At 64.3% G+C, this 21,772-nt stretch carries 25 protein-coding genes; 5 read left to right on the top strand and 20 right to left on the bottom strand.

From position 1 onward, the window contains the following. Positions 1 to 52: 52 nt before the first annotated feature. The 3 genes from RCH11_RS16190 to RCH11_RS16180 all read right to left on the bottom strand — a co-directional run bounded on the left by RCH11_RS16190 (position 53) and on the right by RCH11_RS16180 (position 3,318). The gene (locus tag RCH11_RS16190) at positions 53 to 1,717 is read right to left on the bottom strand and encodes a hypothetical protein (protein WP_327058056.1); all 1,665 of its coding nucleotides are present in this window, start codon (positions 1,715 to 1,717) and stop codon (positions 53 to 55) included. Between the two features lie 39 nt (positions 1,718 to 1,756). Continuing rightward, the gene (locus RCH11_RS16185) at positions 1,757 to 1,996 is read right to left on the bottom strand and encodes a tautomerase family protein (protein ID WP_327058055.1); all 240 of its coding nucleotides are present in this window, start codon (positions 1,994 to 1,996) and stop codon (positions 1,757 to 1,759) included. 110 nt (positions 1,997 to 2,106) lie between these two features. Next, positions 2,107 to 3,318 (bottom strand): pyridoxal phosphate-dependent decarboxylase family protein, encoded by a 1,212-nt coding sequence (locus RCH11_RS16180; protein WP_327058054.1) that lies wholly within the window; start codon positions 3,316 to 3,318, stop codon positions 2,107 to 2,109. Positions 3,319 to 3,393: 75 nt separating this feature from the next. On the opposite strand from RCH11_RS16180, the gene RCH11_RS16175 reads away from it, so the two are divergent. From RCH11_RS16175 to RCH11_RS16165, 3 genes are all read left to right on the top strand, one after another. Continuing rightward, positions 3,394 to 3,945 carry a hypothetical protein gene (locus RCH11_RS16175; RefSeq protein WP_327058053.1) on the top strand — a complete coding sequence of 184 codons (552 nt, stop codon included), beginning with the start codon at positions 3,394 to 3,396 and terminating at the stop codon, positions 3,943 to 3,945. Between the two features lie 25 nt (positions 3,946 to 3,970). Then, positions 3,971 to 4,963, top strand: coding sequence for an NAD-dependent epimerase/dehydratase family protein (locus tag RCH11_RS16170; protein ID WP_327058052.1), 993 nt, complete (start codon positions 3,971 to 3,973; stop codon positions 4,961 to 4,963). Between the two features lie 195 nt (positions 4,964 to 5,158). Beyond that, positions 5,159 to 5,818: a peroxiredoxin-like family protein gene (locus RCH11_RS16165; protein ID WP_327058051.1), complete on the top strand. Its 660-nt coding sequence runs from the start codon at positions 5,159 to 5,161 to the stop codon at positions 5,816 to 5,818. A 56-nt stretch (positions 5,819 to 5,874) separates the two neighbouring features. Here RCH11_RS16165 and RCH11_RS16160 read toward each other — a convergent pair whose 3' ends face one another. Next, entirely contained in the window at positions 5,875 to 6,222 is a 348-nt protein-coding gene (locus tag RCH11_RS16160; protein WP_327058050.1) for a VOC family protein, read from the bottom strand. Positions 6,223 to 6,325: 103 nt separating this feature from the next. Between RCH11_RS16160 and RCH11_RS16155 the strand changes: the two genes are divergently transcribed. Beyond that, a complete protein-coding gene (locus tag RCH11_RS16155) occupies positions 6,326 to 7,126 on the top strand; it encodes a GNAT family N-acetyltransferase (RefSeq protein WP_327058049.1) in 801 nt (266 codons plus the stop codon). On the opposite strand, the gene RCH11_RS16150 is transcribed toward RCH11_RS16155, so the two are convergent. Next, positions 7,057 to 7,875 (bottom strand): bacteriorhodopsin-like, encoded by an 819-nt coding sequence (locus RCH11_RS16150; protein WP_327058048.1) that lies wholly within the window; start codon positions 7,873 to 7,875, stop codon positions 7,057 to 7,059. The genes RCH11_RS16155 and RCH11_RS16150 overlap by 70 nt on opposite strands. Positions 7,876 to 8,024: 149 nt before the next feature. Here RCH11_RS16150 and RCH11_RS16145 point away from each other — a divergent pair, with 149 nt between their 5' ends. Then, positions 8,025 to 8,543 carry a MarR family winged helix-turn-helix transcriptional regulator gene (locus RCH11_RS16145; RefSeq protein ID WP_327058047.1) on the top strand — a complete coding sequence of 173 codons (519 nt, stop codon included), beginning with the start codon at positions 8,025 to 8,027 and terminating at the stop codon, positions 8,541 to 8,543. Positions 8,544 to 8,723: 180 nt separating this feature from the next. On the opposite strand, the gene RCH11_RS16140 is transcribed toward RCH11_RS16145, so the two are convergent. From RCH11_RS16140 to RCH11_RS16070, 15 genes are all read right to left on the bottom strand, one after another. Continuing rightward, positions 8,724 to 9,059 (bottom strand): hypothetical protein, encoded by a 336-nt coding sequence (locus RCH11_RS16140; RefSeq protein WP_327058046.1) that lies wholly within the window; start codon positions 9,057 to 9,059, stop codon positions 8,724 to 8,726. 142 nt (positions 9,060 to 9,201) lie between these two features. Continuing rightward, positions 9,202 to 9,471, bottom strand: coding sequence for a carbon storage regulator CsrA (gene csrA / locus RCH11_RS16135; RefSeq protein ID WP_327058045.1), 270 nt, complete (start codon positions 9,469 to 9,471; stop codon positions 9,202 to 9,204). Positions 9,472 to 9,475: 4 nt separating this feature from the next. After that, entirely contained in the window at positions 9,476 to 10,333 is an 858-nt protein-coding gene (locus tag RCH11_RS16130) for a hypothetical protein (RefSeq protein ID WP_327058044.1), read from the bottom strand. Further along, the gene (locus RCH11_RS16125) at positions 10,311 to 12,356 is read right to left on the bottom strand and encodes a flagellar biosynthesis protein FlhA (protein ID WP_327058043.1); all 2,046 of its coding nucleotides are present in this window, start codon (positions 12,354 to 12,356) and stop codon (positions 10,311 to 10,313) included. The genes RCH11_RS16130 and RCH11_RS16125 overlap by 23 nt, the downstream gene beginning before the upstream one ends. Beyond that, positions 12,353 to 13,459, bottom strand: coding sequence for an EscU/YscU/HrcU family type III secretion system export apparatus switch protein (locus RCH11_RS16120; protein WP_327058042.1), 1,107 nt, complete (start codon positions 13,457 to 13,459; stop codon positions 12,353 to 12,355). The genes RCH11_RS16125 and RCH11_RS16120 overlap by 4 nt, the downstream gene beginning before the upstream one ends. Positions 13,460 to 13,461: 2 nt before the next feature. Beyond that, on the bottom strand, positions 13,462 to 14,220 hold the full coding sequence (locus RCH11_RS16115; RefSeq protein WP_327058041.1) for a flagellar biosynthetic protein FliR: 759 nt from the start codon (positions 14,218 to 14,220) through the stop codon (positions 13,462 to 13,464). Between the two features lies 1 nt (position 14,221). After that, on the bottom strand, positions 14,222 to 14,497 hold the full coding sequence (gene fliQ / locus RCH11_RS16110; RefSeq protein WP_327058040.1) for a flagellar biosynthesis protein FliQ: 276 nt from the start codon (positions 14,495 to 14,497) through the stop codon (positions 14,222 to 14,224). After that, positions 14,494 to 15,282 (bottom strand): flagellar type III secretion system pore protein FliP, encoded by a 789-nt coding sequence (gene fliP, locus RCH11_RS16105; protein WP_327058066.1) that lies wholly within the window; start codon positions 15,280 to 15,282, stop codon positions 14,494 to 14,496. The genes fliQ and fliP overlap by 4 nt, the downstream gene beginning before the upstream one ends. A 77-nt stretch (positions 15,283 to 15,359) precedes the next feature. Beyond that, positions 15,360 to 15,818: a flagellar biosynthetic protein FliO gene (fliO, locus tag RCH11_RS16100; RefSeq protein ID WP_327058039.1), complete on the bottom strand. Its 459-nt coding sequence runs from the start codon at positions 15,816 to 15,818 to the stop codon at positions 15,360 to 15,362. A gap of 2 nt (positions 15,819 to 15,820) precedes the next feature. Beyond that, positions 15,821 to 16,522: a flagellar motor switch protein FliN gene (gene fliN, locus RCH11_RS16095; protein WP_327058038.1), complete on the bottom strand. Its 702-nt coding sequence runs from the start codon at positions 16,520 to 16,522 to the stop codon at positions 15,821 to 15,823. Beyond that, positions 16,519 to 17,451 (bottom strand): flagellar motor switch protein FliM, encoded by a 933-nt coding sequence (locus tag RCH11_RS16090; RefSeq protein WP_327058037.1) that lies wholly within the window; start codon positions 17,449 to 17,451, stop codon positions 16,519 to 16,521. The genes fliN and RCH11_RS16090 overlap by 4 nt, the downstream gene beginning before the upstream one ends. 8 nt (positions 17,452 to 17,459) lie before the next feature. Continuing rightward, the gene (locus tag RCH11_RS16085) at positions 17,460 to 18,428 is read right to left on the bottom strand and encodes an OmpA/MotB family protein (protein WP_327058065.1); all 969 of its coding nucleotides are present in this window, start codon (positions 18,426 to 18,428) and stop codon (positions 17,460 to 17,462) included. Between the two features lie 5 nt (positions 18,429 to 18,433). Then, positions 18,434 to 19,216 carry a motility protein A gene (locus RCH11_RS16080; protein WP_327058036.1) on the bottom strand — a complete coding sequence of 261 codons (783 nt, stop codon included), beginning with the start codon at positions 19,214 to 19,216 and terminating at the stop codon, positions 18,434 to 18,436. Then, positions 19,216 to 19,509 carry a flagellar FlbD family protein gene (locus tag RCH11_RS16075; protein WP_327058035.1) on the bottom strand — a complete coding sequence of 98 codons (294 nt, stop codon included), beginning with the start codon at positions 19,507 to 19,509 and terminating at the stop codon, positions 19,216 to 19,218. Before RCH11_RS16075 ends, RCH11_RS16080 begins: the two co-directional genes overlap by 1 nt. Before the next feature lie 1,061 nt (positions 19,510 to 20,570). Next, a complete protein-coding gene (locus tag RCH11_RS16070) occupies positions 20,571 to 21,743 on the bottom strand; it encodes a flagellar hook protein FlgE (RefSeq protein WP_327058034.1) in 1,173 nt (390 codons plus the stop codon). Between the last annotated feature and the right edge of the window lie 29 nt (positions 21,744 to 21,772).

Here is a 21,772-nt window from a genome sequence, read left to right as displayed (position 1 = left end):
TCATTCAGCTACTGACCAGGTCGATATCTGGGCCTAGTGTCGCGCGCACTAATCAGGCTCGATAGGCCAAAGCCCATCGCGCGAACTCGGGTAGATCGAAGCGAATGGCATCTGCGTACAGTTGCGATGCCAGTGATTCGACCACTGGCGACCGGCGGTGAGAGAGGATCTGGATGTTGGCAAGGTCGACGTACGCGGAGACCCACACGTAGCGATCCTGGATCCGGTTGCAGCGCGTCCTGGCGTCGTCGATCCATTCCTGGGCGGAGGAGATATCGCCAGTGTTGAGCGAGATCAGGGCGAGGGATCGCGCAGCCATTCCCTCCCAACAGGGATCGCCCAGTTCACAGGCGAGCGCGAATGCTTTTTGGGCGACGTCTGTCGCCTCATCGTGACGGTCGAGTTCGAGCAACGCGTTCGCGCGCCACGATTGGGGCCAGGGGAGAAATGCATTCCACCGTTCTCGTTCGCATAACCGGATACTCGCGTCGGCTGCAGCAAGGGATTCCTCCGGGTCACTACTGAGCTGGAGCGAGCGGGCGAGCACACCGAGAGACCACGCTTCTTGACGGGGGCGAGTCGCCTCGTGCGCGACGCGCGCCGAGCGGGTCAGGTGTGCGACGGCTTCCCGGTGCCTTCCCTGGTCCGCTGCGTTCATCCCCGAAATCGCCAGCACCCCCGCAATGAGCGCCTCATCACCGCTGCCAGCGGCCAGGATTCTTGCCTCATGGATAGATCTTTCCGCGGACGTGTGGCGTCCGGCCTGCACATCGATGAATGCGAGTTCACGCAAGCACTCGGCGACCCGAGGGTCGTCGCGAAGATTTCGCGCAAGCGCCATCGCCTGATGCAAAATGATGGCTCCTTCTCCATCGAAGCCCCGGGTTGCATGCACCAGGGCTGCTCCGAGCGTCATCAGCACGTCGATGTGAAGCTGCCGATCGGAGGAGATCGTGGCCTCTTCCGCGGCCCGCCGGAGCGTTTCAATACCGGCGTCGACGCTGCCGGCGTCGATTGCGTCGCTCCCCGAGCGGAGGAGGGAGGATGCGACGACTCCAGCCTGCAGCCGTCCTCGCGGTCGGTCGTCGCTGATCCTCACAGCGGCTCTGAGGGCGGGTGAGAGACTCAGGCCCTCGCGGGCGAATGTCGCTTCGCAGGACGCCAGATGCAGCGCCGCGAGACCGGGCCTGCCATCCGCAACGAGTGAGCGTAGAAAAAGTTCTTGCGCGTCCTCATCCAGCGGTTCGAGGGCTGCTGCCCGACCCGCGACGGCGCTCGAACGCTCCGTCTGCCCGGCACCGAGGAGTGCTAGCGCCTCACGTCGAAGCTCCTCCAACGATCGTGCGCGCAGGTGTCCCCGTGTGAGCAGCAACCAGGTTTCGAAGCCTGGGGAGTCGCGCAGGGTGAGCCCGTCGAGGAAGTACCCCCCGATTTGCCCTGTATCGAGCGTGCCGTCGATGAGCTCCCAGGCATCGACGGTCATCCCTGTCCGCGAGAGTGAGAGGAAGTCTCCGCGAAAAAGTTCGGAGTCCTGCAGTGCCCGGCGAAGGTCGGCGAGACACCAGCGCAGTGCACCACGGGGATCGTTCGCTTCGGCGAACAGTTCGTCTACGAGCTCGAGGCGCGACACCGGGCGTTCTGCGAGGGCGACGCGGGCGAACAACGCCCAGGACTTCTTGCCTCGGGGCGGCGGGTGCGACTCGGGGAAACCCTCCAATCGAGGAGGTCCCAGAAGTCGCACCCGCACGTTCACGGCTCAGCCCGCGACAACCGATGCGGTTGCCCGGCCCTGCAGCGCATGGACATCGGCGGTGGTGAGGGCGTTGCCCCCGATGCCCCAGTCTCCGCTGAGAACCTCCTCGACGATGACCGTCGTCACCTGGCGGAGATTCTCGCCCTCGATGTCGACCATTGTTTCGGTGATTCTGCGGATCATCTCGCTTTTCTCTTCCGAGTTGAACACTCCTTGGATTACTTTAACCTCTACGAGCGGCATGACATTTCTCCTTTACAACACGGGTAATAACTGGACACCTTGAGGGTGCCCGCTCAGCGTGTGAGGCGACGTGTGAGCGCACCCTCGTGCGAAAAACTGAGACGACTCGGTCATTCGCGAGCATCGGATGACTTCCGCATCGCGCGACTGACCGCTGCGACGGACGCGGTGATATCGGCGGCATCGGTCGACCAGTTGCTGACGGAGATGCGCAGGACCTGACGATCCTTCCACCGTGAGCCGGACATCCACACGGCACCTTCCTCGATGAGATGGCGGGTCACCTCGCGGGTTCGCTCGTCCGATCCGAAGCTCAGGCAGACCTGCGTGAAGACCACTTCGTTGAGGACCGTCACTCCCGGCAGGGTTGCAAGCCCGGCAGCGAGTGCCTGCGTGTTCGCGACGAGCCCATCGACCAGGGAGACGAGACCGGATCGACCGAGCTGCTTCAGCGCGGCCCACACGGGTACCCCACGCGCACGACGGGACATCTCCGGCACCAGGTCGTACGGGTCAGGAGCATCGCCCGACGCACGGATGAGATAGGCGGTCTGGGTACCGAGGGCCGCCCGAGTTGCGCCTGCCCGGGCGACGATCGCGACGCCGCAGTCGTAGGGGACATTGAGGGACTTGTGCGCATCCGTCGCCCAGGAGTCTGCTGTCTCGACTCCGTCCAACAGTCCGCGAAGCGACGGGCTGGCGTTGGCCCACAAACCGAACGCCCCATCCACGTGCACCCACGCGCCGTGCTCATGGGCGATCGCGATTGCTTCGGCCATCGGATCGAAGGCGCCGGAATGAAGATTGCCCGCCTGAAGGCACACGATGATCGGACCTGGTGTCGTTTCCAGTGATGCGCGGAGAGCATCGATCCGAATCCGGCCCTCGTCGTCAGCCACTACGACCGTCGGCGCACCCAACCCGAGATAGCGGAGGGCCAGGTCGACGGAGGTGTGTCTTTCCGCGCCAACCAGAACCATGAACCGCGGTGCACCCTGCAGCCCGTGCATGTTGACATCCCAACCGCATTGATCGAGCAGGAAAGCGCGCGCTGCCGCCAATCCGGTCCAGTTCGCCATCGTCGCCCCGGTGGTGAATCCGACCTCCGATCCCGTCGGTAGCCCAAGCACATCGAGGAGCCACTCACCCGCAACCTGCTCGATGGCCGCGGTTGCCGGCGACGCGTAACGCATCGCCGCATTTTGATCCCATGCACTGACCAGCCAGTCAGCACCGAGAGAGGCGGGAAGAGTTCCGCCAATCACCCAACCGAAAAAGCGACCGGAGGACATCGCCATCAGGCCCGGCTCGGCGAGTCTCACCAAGGCATCCACCACCTCGCTTGCTCGATCGGATGCTCCTGCAGGGGTTCAGCGAATACTCCCACCATTTTGTCGATGTTCTTGGTCGGTGCGACCTGCCTGCTCGGGATGGATTCGATCCATTTCATCGCCCCGGCGGATGCTCGATCCAACGCTGATCGATACACGATCGGGTTCACATTCACGGCAAGCTCCCTCGTCACGCTGTCAAGGAACGGCAAAAGCCGTCAGGACGAGGATGAAGCCTCACCGTGTGAGACATCGTTTGATGGCCAGAGGGGCCGCACGAACGACAAGACGGTCATGAATGTGCCGGTGAGTCGATGTCATGTGCTCCGTTCGCTGCAGGGAGAATCGGCGATCCGCATCATCCCCCAAAGCAACGCGAGTACGTCTTTGCAAACAGATTGCTCTGCAGCAACGGCTGCGGAGCGGCTCCGAGTAGCCCCAACAGCCGAGCATCCGCACCGATCGATGAGCGCGATGCGTCACGATAACTTCTTTTTGCGGGGCAGAGGTGCCGCCTTTCTGCGGGTAAGCAACGCCGCCACGATTTGGCATAGCCTCAGCCTTCACCGTGAAAAAATAGGCACCAATCTTCTCGGGCTGAAATTGAGCAAGTGCTAACTGGTGGAGCTGCAATGATGCTGCCATGAAACTTCTCGTACTTGGAGGGACGGCCTGGGTCGGCCATACCGTCGCTGCGACCGCCCTTGCCGCCGGGCATCACGTGACGTGTCTTGCTCGCGGGGTTGATGTGCCCGATGGCACGGCACTCGTCCATGCTGACCGGGACCGCGACGACGCGCTGGCATCCGTTGCTGCCGAGCACTGGGACGCAGTGATCGACGTTGCCCGGCAGCCGGGTCACGTACGACGCGCGGTGCGGGATCTTGAACCGATGGTGGAACGGTATATTTTCGTCTCCAGCGGCAATGCTTACGCCTCCCAGGAGGAGATCGGCCAGAACGAGGACGCGCTCCTACTCGACCCGCTGGACGCGGATGTGATGGCCTCGATGGAAGACTATGGCGCCGCGAAAGTCGCCTGCGAGAACGCAGTCCTCGCAGGGTTCGGAAGCAGCCGGACGGTGACGGCGCGTGCTGGGCTCATCGGTGGGCCCGGCGACCTGAGCGGGCGAAGCGGATACTGGCCGTGGCGATTTGCTCATCCTTCAAGCGAAGACGGTGCAGTGCTCGTGCCGGATGCGCCCGAGTTGCCGACAGCCATTATTGACATCCGAGACCTAGCCGCCTGGCTTGTACTGCTGGCCGAAGGTGGACCCGTCGGGACGTTCAATGCGATGGGGATGCCCGTTCCCTTCTTCGAACACATTGATGCTGCCCGGGCTGCCGCCGCGCATCACGGCGCCATCGTCCGCGCACCGGCGTCCTGGCTTGCTGACCATGGCGTCGGCGAGTGGTCTGGTCCGCGCTCGATGCCTCTGTGGCTCGCCGACCGCTCCTGGTACGGCATGAACGCGCGATCGAACGAGCGCGCCCTTGCCGCTGGACTTGCACTCCGCCCACTAGCAGACACCCTCGCCGCCACCCTCCACTGGGAAATCGCTCGTGCGGATGCAGGGCCACACGGCGCCGGTCTCACCGACAACGACGAACGCGAACTCCTGGCTGCACTGCCCTGAGCCCGAGCCATCCCTGGGCGGACGATCCCACGGGGCGGCTGCGCGCAATCGCTCCAGCCAAGAGTGCGCGTTTGCCCTTCCTGACAGTGCGCACAAAGTCTCGTGTCCTCGTATGACGGGTCTCCGGTCGCGCCCAATCGTGATGTCCTACTCTTGGGTTTTCTCGTAGTCCCGACCCCCACGAAAGGCACAGTCTTGACGACGACAAGCATCAGCGAACAGGTTGGCGAATTCAATGTGGGCTTCACCGCGCAGATCGGCCCTGATCTCTCTGCTGTATTTGATCGGGAGCAGCAGGACTTGAGGAGCACTGGGGTACCCGTTGATGCCATTGCGGTCGGTGACATCGTCGCCGACGCGCAGCTCGTTGGACTCGACGGACAGATGGTGAACCTGCTCAGCGTCACGGCGGGTCGGCCCGCGGTGCTGGTGTTTTATCGTGGCGCCTGGTGCCCGTACTGCAACATCACGCTGCGCACCTACGAGCGTGATCTTCGGCCGGAGCTTGATCGACTCGGAGTGGCACTGGTCGCGATCAGCCCGCAGACACCGGCTGGGTCAACCGCCGCCGTCCAGGGCGGCGAGTTGAACTTCCCGGTGCTTTCCGATCCGTCCAACGCCTTCGTTCGAGCCCTCGGAATCGTCACCGAGCCGAGTGCTGAGGCACGGGTTGCCCACACCGAGCTTGGCTTCGATGTCGCCGACAGTAACGCCGACTCCACCGCTGGCATCCCGTTCCCGACCGTACTCATCCTCGACGCCGATCGCACCGTTCGCTTCGCCGACGTGCACGTGGACTACACGGCGCGCACCGAGGTTTCGGCGATCCTGAAGGCCCTGGCTTTCGTGTCCTAAAGCGGGGTTCGCCGGCCGGACATCTGCGTGCTTCGGGGAAGCGTCACGAGATCTTTCTACCGCGCGGCCAAGACACAGAATTCGTTTCCTTCCGGATCGGCCATAACAACCCATGGCGCGCTGCCTTGACCGATGTCGACGCGGCTGGCCCCGAGGCTCAGGAGTCGCTCGACCTCCGCGTTCTGGTCGTCGGGTACCCAATCAAGGTGGAGTCGGTTCTTATACCGTTTGTGTTCGGCTACCTCGGTGAACATTATGCTGGGCGTCTGACCAGGGGCAGGAGCAAGCTCGACTCCGTCGCTGTCCTCGCCCACGACTTGCCACCCCGTCACGGTTTGCCACCACCGCGCAAGCGACACAGGATCACGGCAGTCGACAACAATTTCCTCGAGACGAAGAGCCATGCCCCAAGACTAGGCAGACGGTTGCTACAGAGACAAGGGACCGTCAATCGCGAAGACGTTTCCCTGAAGTACGTGGGTTCGCGGCAACTGAGATGATCGATGGATGCGGAACGTCTCTGACGCCTGCTCAATCGAGGTGCGCTGCTGTCGCGGCGAGGACGCGGCCGCGACCCTGACTGTGTTTCTCGAAGCCATCACAGAGACGGAGGCAGCCGACTATTCACTGGGGCAGATCGCTGCGTGGGCTCGCCCTGAGCAACGGACCGTGTCCGAATGGGATCGGGCAATGCAGGCCCGGGACAGCTACGTGGCCCTTCTCGACAAGCAGATCGTCGGTTTTTCAGACGTGGACCCGGAGGGCCATATCGACATGATGTTCGTTTCACCACGACACTCGCGTCGAGGAGTGTCCTCAGCTCTCCTCACCCACCTCCACGGTCATGCACGAGCTCACGGGATTCGCAACCTTTCAGCAGATGTGAGTATCACCGCACGCCCGTTTTTCGAAAAACACGGGTTCACCGTCGTGACCACCCAACATCCCATGACCGCAGGCGTCCCCATGACGAACTTCCGCATGACAGAGATGCTCGCGAGCGCCCGGTGGGGACTCCCGCCCACGCACATGGTCACCGCTTCAACATTCGCGGCATGCTCGTCCGGCCGAAAATCTGATGTTGGGCACGCGGATGCCCGTGAAACGGCTGTTGAACGGGCATCCGGGGATCCGCAGCAGTGCCGATCGACCGGACCGTTAACAGCAGATGGCGCGCTTCCTTGCGGAAACGCGCCATCCCCGAAGCTGTTACAGGAACGGCTGGGAAATTCTAATTACTACTTATGGATAGCGGTTGCCTCGGCGTGGGAGAGCTCCACCGCGGCGAATTCCGGGTTGTCCTCATAAGACTTCGCCTTCGCGACGCCAAAGATAATCAGCGCGTAGACGGCTTTAGCGACGATGTCGGCCACCGAGTATCCGACCTGCTTCGACACCCAAGCATCTGCGCCGCCGATGTTCAGCAGGGGCAGAAGGTACGCGATCGGGTAGACGCCCCAGCTGAGGAGCAGCAGGAATCGCAGACGACCCAGCGTCTTGCGCACCGAAACGGGCTGAGTCGTAAGCGACTTGCTCAGCTGCACGAAGAGCACGTAGAGGATGTAGGCGAAGGGGATGGTGGAGAGAAGGCCAAAGAGACCGCGCAGGCCATTGTCGCCACTGATCTCACCCGGGTAGCCGAGCGCGATCATGAGCGCGGCGGCCGGAACAAGACGCAGAAGGAGACCGGTCTGCACCTTGCGGGCGAGCGCAAGAACCGCGATCAACTCGACGAGCAGCAGCGGCACGGTGAGCAGCCAGTCCACATAGCGGTAACCCTCGTTAAACGAGACTCCCGCAGCCTGACTGTAGTTTCCGGTTCCCCCCACCGACTTGCTGACGAACGCCTCCTTGAACGAGTCGAAGATGCGGAAGTAATGGTAGGCCGCAATTCCGCACACGATGATTGCTACGGTGATTGCCTGCCGATAGCGCGGGAGGATCCGCGGAAGGGATATGAGCAGGAATAGCGCCGTGAACAACTGTGACGCGATGACGAGCGACAGGAAGTTGTAGACGGTGGAATACTGCCCGTGCGACAGGATGTCAGGAATCACTTGGTCCTCCTTGGGACGTTCGATGAAAGTACTTGATTAGATAAGTAAAACAATATGGTATTAATTTAGTCCTACGCTGCTGATTGATCCTCGTGATCAGTTGGATTCTAGCCCCGTAAACTAGTGAACCGATAGAGGCGGGAGGTCTTATGAGTTCCGAGATCGGAGCATCCCACACCCTGGATGGGTTCCCGGCGGCGGCCGTGGAGTTCGTCAACGCGATGCAGCGCAATCGAGAGCGAATTGCTGAGGATGCCGGGCTCTCGGCCAGTGAGCTCCGTGCCATGTTTCGAGTCGCCGCCGTCGTGAGTATCACCCCCAAGGAACTCGCCGCACATCTGGACACGACGACCGCCGCGATCACCTTCATCTCTCGCCGCCTCGTAGAGGCAGGATTGCTGCATCGGGTGGCTCATCCGAACGATCGCCGAAGCCTGTATCTCGAGCTCACTCCCCTGGCCCACCAGATGATGTTTGAGGTCCATCGCGATTTTGTTGCGTTGCTGGAAGCGGTGACGAGCGAGCTGGGATCCGTCGGTGTCGACCGGTTTTCGTCGTCTCTACGCTCGGTGGCTCGGTCCATGGCCATCCACGCCACGCGCTCCGAAAACGCCACCTCTCACAACGCGCTTCGTGCCAGGACTGTCAGACCGGCGAGCCACCTCTGAGCCTGCCGTCGACAGGAGCCCGAACGAGGAAGTCGTCACGACCGCCGACTGACCGACCACCCTGATGAGCCGCCCGCTCGGCATCGTATTACTGCGTCGACAGGGCGCTCAGAGGTGCTGAGCACGCCAGCGTTTTGCGCTGTCGCGTGTTGAGCCAATGAAGCGAAAAGGGAGGGTCGGCTAGCCAGCGAGTTCCACCGCGATGGCCGCGCCGAGACTCGACTCGTTCTGGGGATGCGCGACACGGCGCCCGGCGGATTGCTTCGAGTTCTCGACGGCCCCCAGGCCGAGGTCGAGAAGTTGGTCAGCGGTCCAGCCGGCTGCGATCGCGGCGTGACGCGCAGCATCCACCGCGGCAATCGTGGCTTCGAGAGCGCTGAGGCGCACCGCAAGCTGGTGGACCAGGTCCATTCGCTTGTTCATCTCCGCATCGATGATGGCCTGCGCCTGCACTGTGGAGTCGGCGGGGTCGAAGGTTGCCCGGGAAAGGTAGTGGACCTTGGCGTCATGACTCATCGGGTGCCTTCTCTCGAATACGGCGGGGTGCCCTTTCGGGTGGCAAAACAGCGGGTTCCCCTGAGTACACGATGCTGCATCCCCGCGAAGACTCACAGTCCCCAGTAGAGGGGACATGCTTTGTACCCCGGCGTATCGAGGGTTACGAACCCTGGTGGGCCGCCGGTTCGGAGGGCGCCAGAGGCGCGACCCCCAGAGCGGTTCTCAACTGCTGTTCCCCCGAATCATCTGCCGCAGCCGCCGCAACGTTCGCTTCGGCGACGGCGAGCAGCACCTCTTCGCGCTGGATCTTGATGCCGCGGGGGGCATCGATGCCGATGCGGATGCCGTCACCACGCACGTCGAGGATGGTGATGGTGATGTCGTCACCGATCACGATCTTCTCGCCCGTCTTACGGGTCAACACAAGCATCGTCTCAGCCTACCGAACCGCTCTCCAGCCAACCGACCTGGATGCCGAGCTGGTGCACGGTTTCTGGGGTGTCGGTGGTGTCGCTGCCGATGACGGCAATCGCGTCGATATGTACGTGGGACTGCACGGCGCGCACCCAGCGGGCGGTGTCATCGGCCTTGCGCCCGACATCCACCACCACCCAGACCTGGTCGGCCTTGAGATACTCGAGGGCTGCGATCGCGTCGTCGTCGAGACCGGGGCGCGGAATACCGAGCGCGATAAACGCACTGTGCTTCTCGCGAACTCCGGCCGCCCGGGCCGCCATAGCGCTGATGCGGTCCTTCACCCGGAAGTATCCATCGGCGGTGACCGCCCCGGCGATGCTCAGAGCCCGTAAACCGGAAACGTGGGACATGTCCCGGGCCACCGGGAGGGGGTCGTCACCGAGGCCAACCACGACGACGAGATCGCCCGCTGCCTCGAGCGGCGTCTGCCGAAAGATTGTTGGGCCATCGATGAGCGGGGGGATCGCGGCGGTGTTGTACGTGAGGTCCGCCATGATCGAATCGAAGTCGACCGAGTGCGTAGAGAGCCGGGGAATCAGTGTGCCGTAGTGCGAGATCGCCTCGGCGGTGTCCGCATCGTCGAGGAGTCGGGCGATGCCCGCCCTGGTGGGCAGGTCGAAAATATGGGCGTCGCGAGCGGTGCCATCCGGAACATCGACTTCGATCTCGTATCGTCGCGAGGCGAAGAAACCGGAGATTCCCCCGGAGGTGACGGCCTTGACCGCGATGACCTTCGCCAGCGGACCGTGCTCGGCGAGAACACGGGCGTTCAGCTCGTCGAGCGACGCGCCCTCAAGCTGATATCGACTCGGCACCGCGCACCACTCCTACGGTCTCGATGTTCACATTGGCCGATGTGACCTCCTGGTACGACAGCACCGGCAGCCCTCCGGACTGCGCCGAGACCAGGCGACGGATGGCCGGCCGTAACGCCGGCGCGCAGACCAGCACCGCAGACATCCCGGTGCCCTCCACGCGGGCGACCACGTCGCGCACCGAGCCGAGCAGCGACTCGAGCGCATGTTGGTCGATGATGATCTGGGTGCCGAGTTCCGAGGGGCGCAAACCCTCAAGCATCGACTGCTCCAGCAGCGGATCGATCATGATCACGTGCAGGGTCTGGCCGTCCAGGTGCCGCGCACTGAGAGCCGGACCGAGTGCCGCGCGGGCGGCCTCGATCAGCCCCTCGGGATCGGACGAGACCTTCGCCCGCAGCGAGAGCGCCTCGTAGATACGCGGAAGGTCGTTGATCGCCACCTGCTCGAGCAGCAGTCCCTGAAGCACTCGCTGCACCTCGGCGAGGCTGAGAAGACCGGGCACGAGCTCATCAACGGCGGCGGGGTTGATCTCCTTGACACCCTCGGTGAGGACGCGCACGTCTTCGCGACTGAGCAGGCGCGCGGCGTTGCCCATGATGATGGACGAGAGGTGGGTGACGACGACGGAGACCCGGTCGATCACCGTTGCGCCGGTCATCTCGGCGCTGTGGCGCATCTCGCTCGGAACCCATTTGCCGGTCAGTCCGAACACGGGCTCGAGAGTGACCGCGCCGGGCAGCGCATCGAGGGCCTCGCCGAGCGCGAGTACCTTGCCGGCCGGGGCGATGCCACGGCCCGCCTCGACTCCGGCGATGCGGATGACGTAGGTCGCGGGCGGAAGCTCAATGCTGTCCCGGGTGCGCACGGGCGGCACGACGAGACCCATGTCCATCGCGATCTTGCGCCGGAGGGATCGCACGCGGGAGAGCAGGTCGTCCGAGGCATCCGAGACCAGGTCAACCAGGTCGGGGGCGAGAAGGATCTCGAGGGCGTGCACGCGCATCTGCTCGATGAGGTTTTCGGTGGTTGAGCCACTTGCGGGGTCCGCGATCGCCGCGGTCTCGATCTCGAGCTTCTTCACGGCTTCACGGGCCTTGATGCGCTGGGCGATGAGGATGAGCGAGAGGCCGACGATGAGGAACAGGATGATCGGCATGCCGGGGATGAAGGCCATCAGGATCGCCGCGACACCCGCGATGATGAGCGCGTACCTGGACTGGCTGAGCTGCGCCCCCGCGGTGGATCCCATGTCGGACTCGGCATTCGACCGCGTGACGATCATGCCGGTGGAGACGGCCATCAGGAGCGCCGGGATCTGCGTGACGAGTCCGTCACCGATGGTGAGCAGCGTGTACTTGTTCACCGCGTCGCCGATAGATAGGCCGCTCTGGATCACGCCGATGGCAATTCCGCCGACGATGTTGATGATGATGATGATGATTCCGGCGATCGCGTCGCCCTTGACGAACTTGGAGGCACCATCCATCGCGCCATAGAAGTCGGCTTCGGCAGAGACCTCGGCACGGCGCTCGCGGGCCTGCACATCGGTGATCAGGCCGGCGTTGAGGTCGGCGTCGATGGCCATCTGCTTGCCGGGCATGGCATCGAGGGTGAAACGCGCACCGACCTCGGCGACTCGCTCGGCACCCTTAGTGACCACCACGAACTGGATGACGACGAGGATGAGGAAGATCACCGCACCGATGATGATCGAGCCGCCGACCGCGACCTGACCGAACGCACCGATCACCTCTCCCGCGTAGCCGTTACCGAGCACGAGACGCGTCGAGGCAACATTGAGGCCGAGGCGGAACAGCGTCGCCACGAGCAGCAGCGAGGGAAATACCGAGAAATCGAGCGGCTTCTTGACAAACATCGTGGTGAGAAGGGTCACCAGCGCGAGCATGATGTTGACGATGATCAGCAGGTCAAGCACGAAGGCCGGGATCGGTACGACGAGCAGCAGGATGATGCCGACAACTCCGAGCGGCACCGCGAGCTTCGCGAGGTTCTTATTCATCGTGAGTGCCCTCCAGCGGCGACTAGTTGATTCATCTCATGCACGCCCTTCGACGACCCGCGTGTGCGCAGTGCGAGCACGAAGGCGAGCACGCGGGCGACCGCGTTGTACAGGTCGACCGGGATCTCCTCCCCCAGGTCGCAGGCCGCATGCAGGGCACGGGTGAGCAGGATGTCCTTGACGATTGGCACACGGTCCGTCTCGGCCTGCTCGCGAATGCGCAACGCAATCTCGCCAGCGCCTTTGGCGACCACGCGGGGAGCCGATTTGCCCGGCTCGTACCTGAGGGCGATGGCGAAGTGCGTGGGGTTGACCAGCACCACGTCGGCATCCGCGATGGCAGCCATCATACGATTGCGACTCATGGCGAGCTGGCGAGAGCGGCGCTGCCCCCTGATCATGGGGTCGCCCTCTGACGACTTGTTCTCGTCTTTGACTTCTTTCTTGGTCATGCGGGTGCGCTTGCGGTTACGTCGCATGATCACGAAAACGTCGGCGGCGGCCAGGATGAGCCCGGCGATCACCGCGGAGCGCACGAGGGAGGCGGTACCGTCGGTCGCGGCCTGGATGAGCGCGGAGGCCGGCAGCCCGCCCCCACTCATCAGCACGGGCATGAGCCCCTGGATCACGGCGAGGAGCACGACACCGACAACGACCGTCTTGGACAGCGCCTTCACCCCCTGCCAGGCCGCCTGCATCCCGAAGGTGCGCTTGAGGCCCTCCACCGGGTTGAACTGGTCGAACTTGCCGCTGAACTTCTTGAAATGGATGCCCCCCTGCGCGGCGGCCGTCACGAGCACCGCGATCGTCACCACGGAGAGCAGCGGCAGGATGATGCCGCCGACCGAGCCGAGCCCGTCGACGAGCGCCTGCATCGCGTGCGTCGGGTCGGGGTGGTCCATCACTGTGCGCAGTTGGTACAACGGAGCGGATGTTGCCTCGGCTCCCGCAGACACGGTCGCCGGGATCATCACCGCGGCTACGCCGATGGCGACCCAGGCGGTGAGGTCCTGAGACTTGGCGAGCTGCCCCTTTGCGCGCACCTCTTTCATGCGTTTCTCGGTGGCGAGCTCTGTCTTTTCGCCGGAATCTGCTTCGGGCATCGCTACTTCACCCCCGTAAAGACGGAGACGGCCTGTCCAGTGATCGCCGCGACGATCTGCGGAAGGGCGGCGAAGACGAAGACGCCGAGCGCCAGGGTGATGAAGATCTTCAGCGGAAAGCCGAGGGCGAAGGCGTTGAGCGCCGGGGCGACCCTGGTGAGGAGGCCGAGGCCGGCATCCGCCAGAAAGAGCACGACGATCAGCGGGCCGGCGATCTGCACGGCCGACAACAGCATCTGGCCGACGGCGAGGGTGATGGCGTGGATGGGCGCGGCGAGGTCGATCTGGCCGGCCACGGGAAGAGCGTCAAAACTGCGCGCGAGACCGCCGACAATCAGCTGGTAGCCCCCTGACGCGAAGAGCAGTGCGAGGGCGGTCATCTGGTAGAGCCGGGCGAACTGGGCCCCGTTGATCATCATCTGCGGGTCGAAGCCCTGGGCGAGCTGGAATCCGCCGAACAGGTCGACCAGGTTGCCGGCCGACTGGATTGCCGAGAAGACGATCATGACCAGGAACCCGAGAAGGGCGCCGGTGACGAGTTCTGCCAGCAGTCCGACCACGAAACCGGCCGTGTCGGGTGACACATACCCGCGCGCAACCCGGGGCGAGACGGCGAGCGCGAGCCCGATGCCGAGCATTGCCTTGATGCGCAGCGGGAAAGCGTTGGTGGAGAACGGCGGGGCGATCACCAGAAAAGTGGTCATGCGCACGGACGCGAGCATCACCGCCTCGATCCACGGGAAGTTGAGGGTGAATGCCACGTCACCCCCCGCTCAGAAGGGTCGGGATCTTCTCGAACAGGCCGTGCGTGAAAGCGACCAGCTCGGAGATCATCCACTGGCCCGACACGATGAGGGCAAAACAGACGGCGATCGCCTTCGGCACGAAGGAGAGCGTCACCTCCTGGATCTGGGTGATCGACTGCAGCAGGGAGATGGCGAAACCGACGACGAGGGCGGTGACCAGGATGGGCGCGGAGAGCTTCGCGGCGATCAGCAGGCCCTGCAGCGCGATATCCATGACGGCGTTCTGGTTCATGAACTTCCCCGATAACTGCTGATCAGCGTTGTGATGATGAGCCCCCAACCGTCGACGAGCACGAACAGGAGGATCTTGAACGGCAGCGAGATCATGACCGGCGGCAGCATCATCATCCCCATCGACATGAGCGCGGCCGAGACGACGAGGTCGATCACGAGAAAAGGTACGAAGATGACAAATCCGATGATGAACGCGGCACGAAGCTCGGAGATCATGAAGGCCGGAATGAGGGTCGGCAGGGTGACCGACGACGGATTCTTCGGGTTGGGAAGGCCGGCTGCCCTGGTCATCAGGGCGAGGTCCTCTTCTCGGGTATGCGCGAGCATGAAGGTACGTAGCGGCTTGGTGGCGAGGTCGATCGCCTGCGTGAAGTCGATGTGGCCGTTCAGGTATGGCTGCAACGCGTGCGTGTTGATGTCGGTGATCACCGGCGCCATAATGAAGAGGCTGAGGAAGAGTGCGAGTCCCGCAAGCACCTGGTTCGGCGGGATGGACGGCAGCGCAAGGGCGTTACGGGCCATCGCGAGCACGACGAAGATCTTGGTGAATGACGTCATCATGAGCAGCAGCGCCGGGGCCACCGAGAGCAGCGTGATGCCGACCAGCGTGACGATGGCAGAGGACGGGGTGCCGTCGGGGCCGTTGATGTTGACGGAAAGACCGCCGGGGGTGGTTGGGGCGACGGGCGGCGTCGGGGCATCCACGGTCGGCACCGAAGCGTGGCTGGCGGTGCCGGTCATGAGGATGAGCGCTACAGCGACGACGAGCACGAGAAGCGCCATCACGACGATGCGGGCGGCCGGCCCGTTCCAGAACCGGACGCTGAGCGGTGCACGCACGCCCATCGCGACCTGCCCTCTCACCGGGAGGACCGCAGGGCGACGGCCGCACGCTTCCAGGTGGAGAGCGACAGGATCGAGCCGTCGAGCGCGCCGAGCTTGCGCGGTAGGCCGGTGCGAGGGTCGAACTGCTGCGGGAAGGGGATGGGGGTCGCGACCGACTTGCGCGGGGTCGGGGTGGCCTCCACCTCGGCGAGGGCAGATTCGAAGGCCGCCGCGGTATCGATCACCGGCAGTTCGGTGGCGTCCAAAACGGTCACCGAGTGCTCGGTTACGCCGAGCAAAAATCGCTTGCCCTCCATGTCGATCACGACGACGGATGCTTTCTGCGCCAGTGACTGGCGGGTCACGACGTTCACGAGCTTGGTCGCTCGCGTTGACTGGGTCCCCTTCGAAATGCGTCGCTGCAGAAACCACAGCAGCCCCACCACAGCAGCGAGGGAGAGCAGTACGCGCAACGCAACGAAGAGGGTGTCCATTGTTAGCTGAGGCCCTCGGCAACGTCGAGGATCTGGGTGATGCGCACCGCGTACTCCTGGTCGACGACCACGATCTCGCCGTGGGCGATCAGCCGCCCATTGAGCAGCACGTCGGCGGGAGCGCCGGCTGAGCGATCGAGCTCGATCACCGCGCCGGGCTCGAGACCGAGTACATCGCGCACCGCCATGCGGGTGCGACCGATCTCCACGGTGAGCGCCATCTCGACGTTATTGATGCGGCTGAGGTTGTTCACGAGCGACTCCTGGGAGATCGGGGTGGCGCCTGTCTGGCTCTCCCGCAAGCGGATGGCGAACCAGCCGGCCGCGCTGCCCCCGCTGGAGAGGGCGAAGACCTCGGTGGCCGCGTCGGAGAACAGCGCCGTGGCGTCGTCCACGCGGGCGTCCCCGAGCACACCAGATCCGAGCACGCCCGCGGCGGCATCGAGAGCGGGCCGCAGCAGGTCGACGATCGAAACCCGCTGGGAATCCGCGACTGCGGCATCCGCCGTCTCGATCGGATCGAGGAAGACGATCGCCAGGTCGGCCGAGATCTCCCCGACGAACGAGGCGACCACCGCGCTGTCGAAGGGGGCGGTCGGCACACCCTCGAATGCGACGGCCTCGAGGAGGGAGGTGCTCGGCAACAGCCGCGCGAGCGCCTCGGCTGCGGCAGAGCGTGGGTCGATGATGGTGGACTTCTTCACTGGTTCAGCCTTCTCTTCGGGTGGGTCTCGTTCTCTGGGGCGGCGGTCACGACGCAGGCAAGACGGGAGCCATTGGCGCCGACGGCAGCGCGCGCGAGGGTCTCTCCCTCGACGTTGAGGTTGAGCGGGCGGTGCTGCGGGTGCGGAATGATGAGCAGGTCACCCACCGCCAGGCTCAGCACACGGCTCGGGTTCACGAGCACCGGGCTGAGGCTCAGCGCAACTTCGACCGGGACCCAACCGAGCTGCAAAGCGACCTTCTCCCGGGCGTCCCCGGTCGCCACGGCAACGCTCGGCTGGCCAAGCTGCGGCAGAAGAGCCTCGGCCGGGATAGCGAGGGTCGCCGTGGTCGAGCTATCGCCGACCCGGATGCCGAAGCTCGCCACGATCATCAGATCGGAGGTTGCTGCGGCCTGGGCGAACTGCGAGTTGTAATGGATGGTGTCGATGGAAATCGCAGCCTCGAGCAAAGACCCGAGGGAGTAACGGAGATCCTCGAGCGCATCATCGAAGAGGCGGCGTATCAGCGCCTGCTCCACCTGGGTGAACTTGCGTTCATCGACCACCTGAGCGGTATTGCTTCCGAGCATGTACGACACCCAGGTGAGCGCTGCCGACGCCGGAAACTGGATGACCGCCCTGGCATCAATCCCGTGCAGGTTGCACAGGATCATCGCGGTGGTCGCGGGAAGCGCGGAGGCGTACTCGTCATAGGTCTCCATGATGATCTGTTCGCAAGTGACCTGCGAGATCACCCGTACCTTGGCGGTGAGCTGCGTTGCCCACTGGCGTGCGAAGGTCTCGAGCGCAAGCTCCAGCACCCGGGAGTGCTCACGGGCGAGAGTGGTCGGCCGACGGAAGTCATAGGGCTCCACCGCCGGGCCCGATCGTGCGGGCGCGCCGAGTGAAGAATGTTCCTGGACCGTCACACAGGGCACTATCGGCCGGGGTTGACCGCCGGTAAGAGGATCAGTGGAACGGAACTGGAGACGACAGGGATCCAGGTGGTTGCTGTCGCTGCGGTGACGGCGGCGGGTGCGGCGGGTGTTTCACTTCCGGGGATCTTCCCGGAGACCACATCCGGGATGAGTGCCCTCACCGACTCGGACGCGTTGGACAGGGCGATAATATCGACCCTTCGATTCTGAGCGAAGTCGGCGGCGGCGGTTCCGAGCGACAGCGGACGCGAGGAGCCGTAGCCGACCGCTCCGATCTTGGATTCGGTGACCCCACCGCTTTCCACCATCCGCCGGAGTACGGCAACTGCGCGGCCGGATGACAGCTCCCAGTTGGTGGGGAAGGGGGGAAGCGTCGCGCGACTGTCGGCGTGGCCCTCGACGGCGATATCCTCTCCGGTCGCCGAGAGGATCGGAGCAATAGTGTCGAGCACTCGCGGCGCGGTACCGGTGAGCACCGTACTGTTCGGTGCGAAGAACGCCTGCTGGTCGACGAGCCGGATGGTGAGGCCGCGCTGGTCGATCGTGTACTGCACCGTGCCCTGAAGGCCCTGAATCGCGAGGCTCGCGCTCACTTTGGCCTCGAGGTTCTTGATCGAGTCGACTTCCTTGACCGCGGCCGCGGCCGCGGCCTTTGCGGCGGCGGCAGCGGCGGTGGCCTGGGCCGTCTGCGGCCCAGCCCCGAAGCTCTCGCCACTCTTGGTGGCCTTCGTCGGATCCAGAACAGTGCCCTTCGCCGTGTCGAGCCTGCCGATGTCGGTCTGGCCGAACCCGGTCGCGAGGGAGTTGCGGAGCAGGTCGAACTTCTTTGCATCGACGGTCGACATCGCGAACAGGACGATGAACATGCACATCAACACCGTGACCATGTCCATATACGAGGCCATCCAGCGTTCATCTGGACCGTGTTCCTCGTGCTCTTCCGTGTGCTTCTTGCGGCCCCTGCTCACGCCGGTCACGCCGCTTTCGCTGCGGTGGCCGGCTTGCCCAGTTGCTCAGCGGGCACCATCGATCGCAGTCGCTCGGCGAGCAGTCGAGGCTGGCTGCCCTCCTGCACGGCGAGCGCGCCCTCCATGATCAGGGTCATCCGCTCACCCTCGAGATCGGCGAGACGACGCAGTCGCGTGCCGATCGGCAGCCAGAGGAAATTCGCCGACAGCAGCCCCCACAGGGTGGCGACGAAAGCGGCCGCGATGAGAGGACCGAGCTTTCCCGGCGTCGATAGGTTCTCGAGCACGTGGGTGAGCGAAACGACAGTGCCGATAATGCCGACAGTCGGCGCGTAGCCACCGAGGCTGAGGAAGAATTTGGATGCCGTGCGGTCGGAGCGGGTCTTCGTGGCGATCTCGTCTTCGAGCTGCACGCGCAGGTCCTCGCCATCCGCTCCGTCGGCGATGCTCTGCAGGGCACCGCGCAGGAAAGGATCGTTCACTGTTTCGGCCTCCTGCTCGAGCGACAGCAAGCCCTCTTTCCGCGCCTTCTCGGCGATCTCGACCAGGCGATCGATAACCACCTGCGGCTTCTCGGTCTTTCCGGCGAATGCCCGCGGCAGGGCCTTCACCGAGAGCAAGAGGTCCTTGATCGTGCCGCCGGCTATTCCGACCGCGATCGTTGCCCCGAATACCAGCACCATCGGGGCCGGCAGCAGGATAGAGCTCACGTTCGAGCCTTCGAGGGTGAGCATCGCGAAGAGGGCACCGAACGCCGTGAGGATTCCGATGATTGTTGCGAGGTCCATCAGATCTTCCTCGGACGAAGCGGCATGGGGTGCTCGGCGTCAGGATGAGTGACGTTCTCGACCAGCTCGAGCGCCCTCTGTTGGTGCCCGTTCGACGACAGCTCGTGGGTGAGCGCGATGACTGTCGCGCGATATCGCGAGATACGGTCGATCACCTCGCACATGGACTCGGTGACGATGTACTTGGCACCGTCGACCATGATCAGGGTCGTGTCGGGATTGGCGGTGATGCGCTCGATGAGATCGGGGTTTATCGCAAAATGGCTGTCGTTGAGCCGCGTAACTACGATCATGAGCGCATCCCTGCTGGTGGTGAAGCCGGTCCATCCTGGTCCGTTATTTCCCACTATCGGCACGATGGGGCATCCGGTTAGTGGATGCAGCGGTGTCGGCGAGTCGCGCGCCAGAGTCGTCCGCTGGAGTCGTCCCGGCGAAGGTGGGGTTGGCTTCGCCGGTCTCGGCCGGGCACCGCCGGGCTGGGTTCGTGGCACCGCCGGGCTGGGTTTGTGGCGCCGCCGCCGCCGGGCTGGATTCATGGCGCCGCCGCCGCGTCTCAGTGTTCGCCACAACTCCCGCACCGCAGAAAAGGAGGGGAAACTGCGGAACGGGCAAAAAAGTCCCTCCCTACGACGCTGATCGCGCGAAAATCCCTCCATCGCCGATCCGGCACCACCGGAAAAACGTCGATCCGGCCGCACCGGAGGACGCCCGGATGCGGCGGCGCAGGCGTTCAGCACGGCTCTCGAGCCACCGAATCCGCCGCCGCCGCGTCTCAGGGTTCGCCACAACTCCCGCACCGCAGAAAAGGAGGGGAAACTGCGGAACGGGCAAAAAAGTCCCTCCCTACGACGCAGATCGCGCGAAAATCCCTCCATCGCCGATCCGGCACCACCGGAAAAACGTCGATCCGGCAGCACCGGAGGACGCCCGGATGCGGCGGCGCAGGCGTTCAACACGGCGCTCGAGCCACCGAATCGGCCGCCGCCACGTCTCAGGGTTCGCCACAACTCCCGCACCGCAAAAAAGGAGGGGAAACTGCGGAACGGGCAAAAAAGTCCCTCCCTGCGACGCAGATCGCGCGAAAATCCCTCCTTCGCGGGGGGTGGCGGGGGCGTCCTCGATCGGGAGCGAGTACAACGCGGAACGCATGGCGGACGGCGCATGGCGCATGGCGGACGGCGCATGGCGCATGGCGCATGGCGGACGGCGCGGATGGCGCGGATGGCGGACGGCGCGGACGGCGCGGAACACACAGCGCACGACACACAGCGCGCAACCCGATGCTCACAACGCACAACCCACACCGCGGATGGCCCCCGACCGACCGGGCCGGGGACCTTCCGCGGAGGAGCGATTAGCGCTTGAGGTTGGTGAGCTCCTGCAGCACTTCGTCGGAGGTGGTGATGATGCGGGCGTTGGCCTGGAAACCACGCTGGGCGACGATCAGGTTGGTGAACTCCTGCGAGAGATCGACGTTCGACATCTCGAGAGCGCCGGACTGCAGTGAGCCGAGGCTGCCCGATCCGGGAGTGCCGATCGTGGCGTTGCCGGAGTTGAAGGTGCTCTTGTAGCCGGAAGATCCGGCCTTCTCCAGGCCACCGGGATTGGAGAAGGTCGCGAGTACGACACGGCCGATCGCCTGCGATGCTCCGTTGCTGAACGATCCGACAAGCGTGCCGTCTTTCGAGAGCGTGTAGGACTTGAGCGTGCCGGCGGCGCGGCCATTCTGGTTCGACACCGCAACCGTCGTGAGGCCGGCGAATCCGGTGAGCTTCGACATGTCGACGGTGATGCCGCCGATCGTCATAGTGCCCGCGGAGGTCTGCACACCGCCGGAAAAGGTGAGGGAGGCGGCGCCGGAGGATCCGTTGGGGTCAGTGCCTACGACATCCCAGCCCGCCGCCGTCTTGGTGTAGCTGAGCGAGATGGTGCGAGCGGCACCGGTGTTGTCATAAACCTGCACGTCGCGCACGAGAGGCGGGCCGGCTGCGGCGTCGGACGGGAGGTTGCCCGAGACGGTGGCCGACGTGGTCGTGGCGGCTGGCGCGACGACTCCGAGGGGAAGCGTGAGATCGCTGGTGGGACCGCCGTCGGAGACGACCCCGTTGACGGCGGTGTAGCCCTGAACGATGGCGCCGTCCGGACTCACCAGGCGACCGGCGCCGTCGAAGTCGAATGATCCGGCGCGGGTATAGAGCGTCTGGGTGCCGGTCTTGGTGACGAAGAATCCGTCACCCGAGATCATGATGTCGGTCGCGCGCCCGGTCGACTGGGCGGATCCCTGCGAAAAGTTGGTGGAGATGCCGGCGACTCGCACGCCGAGGCCGACCTGCGCGGGGTTGGTGCCACCGATCTGCTCCTGCGGTCCGCCCGCGCCCAGCGTGAGCTGGGAGAGGGTGTCCTGAAACTGGGTGGCCGACGATTTGAACGCCGTGGTGTTCACGTTAGCGATGTTGTTACCGGTGACATCGAGCATGGTCTGGTGCGAGCGGAGTCCGGAGATCCCGGAATACAGTGAACGAAGCATGAGGTGCTGCCTTTCGGTTGGATGTGGTG

The sequence above is a fragment of the Glaciihabitans sp. GrIS 2.15 genome (genome assembly GCF_035984695.1).
Taxonomy (GTDB): domain Bacteria; phylum Actinomycetota; class Actinomycetes; order Actinomycetales; family Microbacteriaceae; genus Lacisediminihabitans.
Note: the sequence above shows the minus strand (reverse complement) of the source record. Positions and strands in the feature narration are given on the sequence as shown.